At 71.7% G+C, this 8,450-nt stretch carries 4 protein-coding genes; 2 read left to right on the top strand and 2 right to left on the bottom strand.

Features of this window, described 5'->3' with window-relative positions:
• Positions 1 to 185: 185 nt before the first annotated feature.
• Positions 186 to 2,132, bottom strand: a complete 1,947-nt coding sequence (locus ACFWGJ_RS38500; protein ID WP_387333608.1) for a glycogen debranching N-terminal domain-containing protein — start codon at positions 2,130 to 2,132, stop codon at positions 186 to 188.
• On the bottom strand, positions 2,129 to 3,772 hold the full coding sequence (locus ACFWGJ_RS38495) for a trehalase family glycosidase (protein ID WP_387333607.1): 1,644 nt from the start codon (positions 3,770 to 3,772) through the stop codon (positions 2,129 to 2,131). Before ACFWGJ_RS38495 ends, ACFWGJ_RS38500 begins: the two co-directional genes overlap by 4 nt.
• A gap of 118 nt (positions 3,773 to 3,890) precedes the next feature.
• Between ACFWGJ_RS38495 and ACFWGJ_RS38490 the strand changes: the two genes are divergently transcribed.
• Positions 3,891 to 5,135 carry an ROK family protein gene (locus ACFWGJ_RS38490; protein WP_387333606.1) on the top strand — a complete coding sequence of 415 codons (1,245 nt, stop codon included), beginning with the start codon at positions 3,891 to 3,893 and terminating at the stop codon, positions 5,133 to 5,135.
• Positions 5,136 to 5,601: 466 nt separating this feature from the next.
• A complete protein-coding gene (ppdK, locus tag ACFWGJ_RS38485; protein WP_387333605.1) occupies positions 5,602 to 8,352 on the top strand; it encodes a pyruvate, phosphate dikinase in 2,751 nt (916 codons plus the stop codon).
• The last annotated feature ends 98 nt before the right edge of the window (positions 8,353 to 8,450 follow it).

The following is an 8,450-nucleotide window of genomic DNA, read 5'->3' as shown; positions in this document are numbered from 1 at the left end:
CCTGATTGGGGACGGGGCGAAGCCCCTCCCCGAGGGGCGCGGGGAACTGCGCAGTCTTTTGTCTTTGGTCTTTAGGGGCGCGGGGAACTGCGCAGTCCTTTGCTTTTAGGGGCGCGGGGAACTGCGCAATCCTTTGGGCCCACCCCCACCCGCCCGCACTCGAAAACGCGCCTCTCAGCGGAGCGTCACGCGCCCCCGACAGCCGTCAGCAACGCCAATGGCGCGGCCGCGGACCGCGACTCCCGTACGCACGCGTGCGGATACGGCACCGGCTCCGCATGCGTGCCACGCCCGTACCCCGCCAGAACCTCCGGCAGCCGATGCCCCGCGACCGCCGCCGCGTCCACCAGCCCGTGCGCCACCGCGCGCGCCTCGTCGTGCAGCCCGTACCGCGCGAGCCCCAGCGCGATCAGCGCGTTGTCGTGCGGCCACACCGACCCCCGGTGGTACGACAGCGGATGGTACGCGGGCTGCCCCGAGGCGACCGTCCGTACGCCCCACCCGGAGAAGAAGTCCGGCTCCAGCAGCCGCCGCCCCACCAGTTCCCCGTACTCCTTGTCCAGCAGCCCGGACCACAGCAGATGCCCCGCGTCGGAGGCGAGCGCGTCGACGTGGTTCCCGTCGCCGTCGAGCGCGAGCGCGGGGAACGCCCGGTCGGCCATCCAGAAGTCCCGCTGGAACCGGTCCCGCAGATCCCCGGCGGCCTGTTCGAGGAGTGCCGCGTACACCTCGTCGTCCCACACCGTCCGGGCGAGCTGCGCGGTCCGGCGCAGCGCGTCGTACGCGTACCCCTGCGCGCCCGCGGCCGTCACGGGCCCGGTCGGCCGGCTGCCGTCGCCCGAGCAGATCGCGCCGGGGGAGTCCTTCCAGTTCTGGTTGGCGAGTCCGCCCTCGTCCGCGCGGTAGACGAGGTAGCCGCGCGAGGTCAGCCCGCCGTGGTCCAGCATCCAGCCGATCGCCGCGCGGGCGTTGGGCTCCAGGCGGCGGGCCAGCGCCGTGTCACCGGTCTGTTCGACGTACGCGCCGAGGAGGACCAGGAAGAGCGGGGTCGCGTCGACGGAGCCGTAGTAGCGGCCGTACGGCACCTGTCCGAAGTGGGCCAGTTCCCCGTGCCGCACCTCGTGCACGATCTTGCCCGGCTGGGAGACCGTGCCCACGCCGACCTCGGTGGCCTGGGCCGCGGCGAGCGCGGGCAGGGTGGCGGCGGCGAGCTGCGGCCGGTAGGGGAGTGCGAACAGCGAGGTCAGCAGCGCGTCGCGGCCGAGTAACGTCAGGAACCACGGGACTCCGGCGGCGGGCACGCGCAGCGCTTCTCCATCCGGCCCGGTCGCCGGTACCTGGAGCACCGCCAGGTCGGCCAGACCCCGCGCGCACGCGGCGGCCAGCTCGGGCCAGCCGGTCGGGAAGGGCACGCCCTGCGCGAACTCGCTCTCCAGCGCGTGGAGTCGGGCGTTCGCGGCGGCCGGGGTGAGGGGCACCTCCGGGGCCGGCATGCCGTGCGGGCGCGCGGCCACCCGCAGGGCGAGCTCGGCCGAGCCGTGCGGTTCGAGGTCGAAGGTCCACACCAGGCGCCGCGCGCCCGTGCCGGTCTCCTCGACGCCGTCGGGCGCGGGCTCGCCGGTGACGGTCGTACAGGACCGCCACTCGCCGCGCTGGTAGCTGAACTCCACGCCGTCGTCGAGGACTTGACGGGAGCGTACGGCGCCGGTCTTCGCGTACGTCCGGTGGTCGGAGCGCAGTTCGAACTGGTCCGTGAAGTCGGCGTCGGCGGTGACCGCGATGCGGACCGTCGTCGGCACCGGGCGGTTGCTGGTGATCCGCAGCGATTCGACGAACGAGCCGTCGGCGACGGCCTGTTCGCGGAACAGGGTGTGGGCGGGCGGCTCCTGCCGGCCGCCGCGCGGCACGAGGACGCAGCGGGCCGTGTCGCCGTCCGTCACCGGCGACAGCGCCTCGGGCACCGCGCCGTCGACGGTGAGCTGCCAGCGGCTCAGATGCCGGGCGTCGCGCACGAACATCCCGTCGGGGGCGGAGTGCGAGCCGCCCCCGCCGCGTACTCCGCTGATGTCACCGCCGTCGCCCACCGCGACGAACGTCCCGCCGTGTACGAGCAGATGCTGCCGGTCCGTCATCGCAGGTCCCCTCCCAAGGCACCCTCGCCGAACTTCTCCGTGGCGCCGAACGTCTCCGTCGCGCCGAACGTCTCTGTCGCGCGGAACTCTTCGTCCCTGCCGAGCTCTTCGGCCCTGCCGTGCGCCGCCCCGTGCGCCGTCCCGTGGAGCAGGTCCAGCGTCAGCGCCGCGGTCCAGCTGAAGCCGAGCGCCCCGCAGGCCTCACCGGTGTACGGGTCCACGTACTCGGCGAACCCGGACGTGTCCGCCGTGTCCAGCAGCGCGTCGCGCAGCCCGGCCGCGTGCGCGAGCTCCCCGTGCAGCCGCAGCCCCCGCTCCACCAGCCAGTTGGTGTTGAACCAGGCCGGCCCCCGCCAGTACCGGTGCGGGTCGAAGGCGTGCCCGGTCAGGTCGTAACTCGGTACGAGGCGGGTCGTGTCCCCGAGCCCGAAGTGCGGGCCGCGCAGGGTCCGTACGAGCGTCGCGGCCGTCTCGCGCGGCAGGGTCGGCAGGATCAGCGGGACGAGACCGGAGACCCCGCGCTCGGGGATCGGCTCGTCCGTGCGCACGTCCCGGCAGAAGAACATGCCCTCCGCGGGGTCCCACAGCCGGTCCACCAGTGCCGCCGTCAACCGTTCCGCGCGCGCGTGCCGGGCGGTGCCCGTCGCGCCCAGCTCCCGGGCGATCCGCGCCAGCGCGTGCTCGGAGGCGATCAGCAGCGCGTTGAACGCCGGGTCCTCCACGGCGAATTCACCGCCACCGCCGCCACCGCCACGGGCGCCGGGGCGCGTACCGCCCCCGTGACCGCCGCTCCCGTGACCCGCGTCCGCGTGACGGCCGTCCGCGTACTCGCCGTCCCGGTAGTCCGCCGCCAGCCGCACGTACCGGCCGTAGTCCAGGTCGGTGGGCCGGTCCTCGGCGGCGCCGTGGTCCAGATCGGCGCGGCGGAAGGAGCGGGCCGGCGCCGGGGTGACGCGCGACAGCGGCGCGTCCCAGCTCGGCGCGTTGTCCATGCCCTGCTCCCAGGGGTGGACCACCGAGGCGAGACCCCCGCCGCCGAGGTCCCGGCGGTGCAGCAGATAGCGGTGCCAGGCGGCGAGGCGCGGGTACATGCGGGCCAGGAAGGACCGCGACCGCGACAGCCCCGGGTCGGCGGCGTGCACCAGCCACACGGCGAGCGCGTGCACCGGTGGCTGCACGATGCCCGAGGTCTGTACGGTGCCGGGGGCGCCCGCGGCCCGCCCCGCGGTCGAGGAGCGCCAGAAGTCCGGGCTCGGGAAGTACGCGTCGAGGGGGACGGCAGGGTTGAACACGATGTGCGGGATGCGGCCGTCGCCCCACTGCGCGTCGAGCAGTGTCTCCAGCTCGGTCTGGGCCCGCAGCGGCGACAGATGCCGCAGCCCGATCGCGATGAACGCGGAGTCCCAGGACCACTGGTGCGGATACAGGCTGCGCGAGGGCACGGTGGACGTGCCCCGCCAGTTGCCGTCCAGCACCCGGGCCGCCCTGGCGTGCAGCGATTCGGCCGGGCGGGCCGGATCGTATACGGCGGTCCGGGCCCGGCCGGTCTCGCCCTGGCCGGTCAAGGGCGGTGAGGCCGCGGGGCGTACGGGATCGAAGTGCACAGTGCGGCGGGCGGTGAGCTGGGTTGTGCGGTCCACTCAGGTCTCCCCGAAGACATGGCGCCGACCAGTTCGGCAGTAGCTACCGTAGGGTTACGTCTATTTAACACGCAAAACTCAATATGTAATGCAGAGTTGGTGAACGCAAGGGGTGCGTATGACCGGAACCACAGGGAGGAGCGACATGGCCGTCAGGACCGGGAAGGCCGGGAGCCAGGCCAGCTCGGGTGACCTGCTGGAGCTGGTGCGCAGCGGGCGCGCCACCACCCGTGGAGCGTTGCAACAGGTCACCGGGCTGTCCCGGGCCACCGTCGGCCAGCGCCTCGACCGGCTCTTCCGGGCCGGCTGGCTGCGCGAGGGTGCCGGGGGCCCGGTGGACTCACCGCTCGGCGGACGCCCCTCGGTCCTGCTGGAGTTCGACGACTCCCACGCCGTCGTCCTCGCCGCCGACCTCGACACCCGGCACGCGCGCGCCGCCGTGCTGTCCCTGACCGGTGAACTGCTGGCCGAACACGCGGGCCCCCTGCGCGTCGAGGACGGCCCGGACGCGGTCCTCGGCGAGCTGGGCCGCTGGTTCGCCGAACTGCTTAAGAAGGCCGGGCACGAGGCGGCCGAGGTGTGCGGGATCGGGCTCGCCGTACCGGGACCCGTGGACACCGACACGGGCCGGGTCGTCCAGCCGCCGATCATGCCCGGCTGGGACGGCTACGACATAAGGGGCCGCCTCACCCGCGCCTTCACCGAGCACACGGGCACCGGACCGGTCCCGGTCCTGGTCGACAACGACGCCAACCTCATGGCGTACGGGGAGCAGCGCACCGCCCACCCCGACTGCTCGGCCTTCGTCCTGGTGAAGGTCTCCACCGGTATCGGCGCGGGCGTGGTCGTCGGCGGCACGATCTTCCGGGGCATCGACGGCGGAGCCGGGGACATCGGGCATATCCGGGTCCCGGAGGGCGCCGACGCGCTGTGCAGATGCGGGTCGTACGGCTGTCTCGCCGCCGTCGCCAGCGGCGGCGCGGTGGCCCGCAAACTGGCGGAGTCGGGGGTTGCGGCGGCGTCGGGCTCGGACGTGCGCGATCTGCTCACCTCGGGGCACCCCGGCGCGGCGGCGTTCGCGCGGGAGGCGGGACGGCACGTCGGTGACGTCCTCGCCACGGTGGTGACCCTGCTCAATCCCGGCGTCCTGATGATCGCCGGAGATCTGGCCGGAACCGCCTTCCTCACCGGCGTACGCGAACTGCTCTACCAGCGGGCCCTGCCCCGCTCCACCGCTCACCTGGACGTGGTGACGTCCCGGCTCGGCGAGCGGGCGGCCCTGGTCGGAGCGGGTGCGCTGGTCGTGGAGCACCTGTACGCGCCCGAGCGGATCGAGGAGCGCCTGCTCGCCCTGGGCGTGTGAGGCGCCGCGCGCGCGGGCGGGCCGGCGGGCCGTGCGGGGCGCCCGTGCGAGGCGATGTGACGGTGGTGTTTCCGGTCGGGGAACGCGTCCGCATGATGAAATCCGGGCCCCGGGCACGGCGTGATTCTCGCCACGCATGATCGATGTTTCGCTCAGATGAGCGGATCTTGGGTGGCTGCACTTCTCCAAGGGGTGGCACTCAGTGCCACCCTTTGATCATTGACGACGTGAACTCAGACGTGCCGTAAGTCGCTCAGGTGAGCGCAATGCCGGGTCTGTGAGCGTCGACGCCTTCAAGAAGTGAACGCTGTAGGCGCCAACGGCTTACCATCCCTTGACTTTCGATCTGGTGGCGGACGAGTGGTTACAGCCGTATGACGCGCAAGTGGACGTACCCAGACGCCTTCGATCTGGGTATGTTCCCCGTCGTCAGGGCAGCCACCGCGTCGTCGAGGAGTCGAGACCCGTGTCGGAAAACAAAGATCCCCACGTAGCCGCGAGCGGCGACAGCGGCGTCGAGAACGTGAAGTTCGTTTATGACTTCACCGAGGGCAACAAGGAACTCAAGGACCTGCTCGGCGGCAAGGGTGCCAACCTCGCCGAGATGACCAACCTGGGTCTCCCCGTGCCTCCCGGCTTCACCATCACCACCGAGGCCTGCAAGACCTACCTCGACAGCGGCGACGAGCCCGCGGCACTGCGTGACGAGGTGAGTGCACACCTCGACGCCCTCGAAGCGACCATGGGCAAGAAGCTCGGACAGGCCGACGATCCCCTCCTCGTCTCGGTCCGCTCCGGCGCCAAGTTCTCCATGCCCGGCATGATGGACACCGTCCTGAACATCGGCCTCTCCGACAAGTCCGTCCAGGGCCTCGCCAAGCAGGCCGGGGACGACCGCTTCGCGTGGGACTCGTACCGCAGGCTCATCCAGATGTTCGGCAAGACCGTCCTCGGCGTCGAGGGCGAGCTGTTCGAGGACGCGCTGGAGGCGGCCAAGCAGGCCAAGAAGGTCGCGGTCGACACCGATCTCGAAGCGGCCGACCTGAAGAAGCTCGTCACCAAGTTCAAGAAAATCGTCAAGACCGAGGCCGGCCGGGACTTCCCGCAGGACCCGCGCGAGCAGATGGACCTCGCCATCCACGCGGTGTTCGACTCCTGGAACACCGAGCGGGCCAAGCTCTACCGCCGCCAGGAACGCATTCCGCACGACCTCGGCACCGCCGTCAACGTCTGTTCCATGGTCTTCGGCAACCTCGGCCCCGACTCCGGCACCGGCGTCGCCTTCACCCGCGACCCCGCCTCCGGGCACCAGGGCGTGTACGGCGACTACCTGCAGAACGCGCAGGGCGAGGACGTCGTCGCGGGCATCCGCAACACCGTCGCGCTCGCCGACCTGGAACAGATCGACAAGACGTCGTACGACCAGCTCATGCAGATCATGAAGACCCTGGAGAACCACTACCGGGATCTGTGCGACATCGAGTTCACCATCGAGCGCGGGCAGCTGTGGATGCTGCAGACCCGCGTCGGCAAGCGGACGGCGGGCGCCGCCTTCCGTATCGCCACCCAGCTCGTCGACCAGGGCCTCATCGACGAGGCCGAGGCGCTGCAGCGCGTCAACGGCGCCCAGCTCGCCCAGCTGATGTTCCCCCGCTTCGACGAGGGGACGAAGATCGAGCAGATCGGCCGGGGCATCGCCGCCTCGCCGGGCGCCGCGGTCGGCAAGGCGGTCTTCGACTCGTACACGGCCGTCAAGTGGTCGCGTTCGGGCGAGAAGGTCATCCTGGTCCGCCGCGAGACCAACCCCGACGACCTCGACGGCATGATCGCGGCCGAGGGCATCCTCACCTCGCGCGGCGGCAAGACCTCCCACGCGGCCGTCGTGGCGCGCGGCATGGGCAAGACCTGTGTGTGCGGCGCCGAGGAGCTGGAGGTCGACACCAAGCGGCGCCGGATGACGGTCGGCGGCGGACAGGTCGTCGAGGAGGGCGACGTCATCTCCATCGACGGCTCCTCCGGCAAGGTCTACCTGGGCGAGGTCCCGGTGGTCCCCTCCCCGGTCGTGGAGTACTTCGAGGGCCGGATGCACGCGGGAGCCGACGACGCCGACGAGCTGGTGGAAGCGGTCCACCGCATCATGGCCTTCGCCGACCGCAAGCGCCGCCTGCGGGTGCGCGCCAACGCCGACAACGCCGAGGACGCGCTGCGCGCCCGCCGCTTCGGCGCCCAGGGCATCGGCCTGTGCCGCACCGAACACATGTTCCTCGGCGACCGGCGCGAGCTGGTGGAACGCCTGATCCTCGCGGACACCGACGCCGAGCGCGAGGAGTCCCTGAAGGAGCTTCTGCCGCTCCAGAAGCAGGACTTCGTGCAGCTCTTCGAGGCGATGGACGGCCTGCCCGTCACCGTCCGCCTCCTCGACCCGCCGCTGCACGAGTTCCTGCCCGACATCACCGAGCTGTCGGTGCGGGTGGCGCTCGCGGAGGCCCGCCAGGACCCTCACGAGAACGAACTGCGCCTCCTCCAGGCCGTCCACCGGCTGCACGAGCAGAACCCGATGCTCGGCCTGCGCGGCGTACGCCTCGGCCTGGTCATCCCCGGCCTGTTCACCATGCAGGTACGCGCCATCGCCGAGGCCGCCGCCGAGCGCAAGAACGCCAAGGGCGACCCGCGCGCCGAGATCATGATCCCGCTCGTCGGCACGGTCCAGGAGCTGGAGATCGTCCGCGAGGAGGCCGAACAGGTCATCGCCGAGGTGCAGGAGCACACCGGCGTGAACCTGAAACTCTCCCTCGGCACGATGATCGAACTGCCGCGCGCCGCGCTCACGGCCGGCCAGATCGCGGAGGCCGCGGAGTTCTTCTCCTTCGGCACGAACGACCTCACCCAGACCGTCTGGGGCTTCAGCCGCGACGACGTGGAGGCCAGCTTCTTCACGGCCTACCTGGAGAAGGGCATCTTCGGGGTCTCCCCGTTCGAGACGATCGACCGCGACGGCGTCGGCAAGCTCGTACGCGACGCCGTGAAGGCCGGCCGCGAGACCCGCCCCGACCTCAAGCTCGGCGTCTGCGGCGAGCACGGCGGCGACCCGGAGTCGGTCCACTTCTTCCACGAGGTGGGACTCGACTACGTCTCCTGCTCCCCCTTCCGCATCCCGGTGGCCCGCCTGGAAGCGGGCCGAGCGGCCTCGACGTCGACGGGCAGCGACCACCGCTAGCCCCTCCCAGGGCTCCGGGTCCGTCCTCCGCCACCACCCTCACCGACGGCGGACGGACCCGGCGCACGAAAACGAGGAGGCGGCACCCTGTGCGGGGG

The sequence above is a fragment of the Streptomyces sp. NPDC060205 genome (assembly GCF_042728395.1).
In the GTDB taxonomy this organism is placed as follows: Bacteria; Actinomycetota; Actinomycetes; order Streptomycetales; family Streptomycetaceae; genus Streptomyces.
Note: the sequence above shows the minus strand (reverse complement) of the source record. Positions and strands in the feature narration are given on the sequence as shown.

Bases quoted from the DNA above. Each gene is read 5' to 3' on its own strand.
- ACFWGJ_RS38490 (WP_387333606.1), top strand. From the start codon at position 3,891: ATGACCGGAACCACAGGGAGGAGCGACATGGCCGTCAGGACCGGGAAG.
- ACFWGJ_RS38500 (WP_387333608.1), bottom strand. From the start codon at position 2,132: ATGACGGACCGGCAGCATCTGCTCGTACACGGCGGGACGTTCGTCGCG.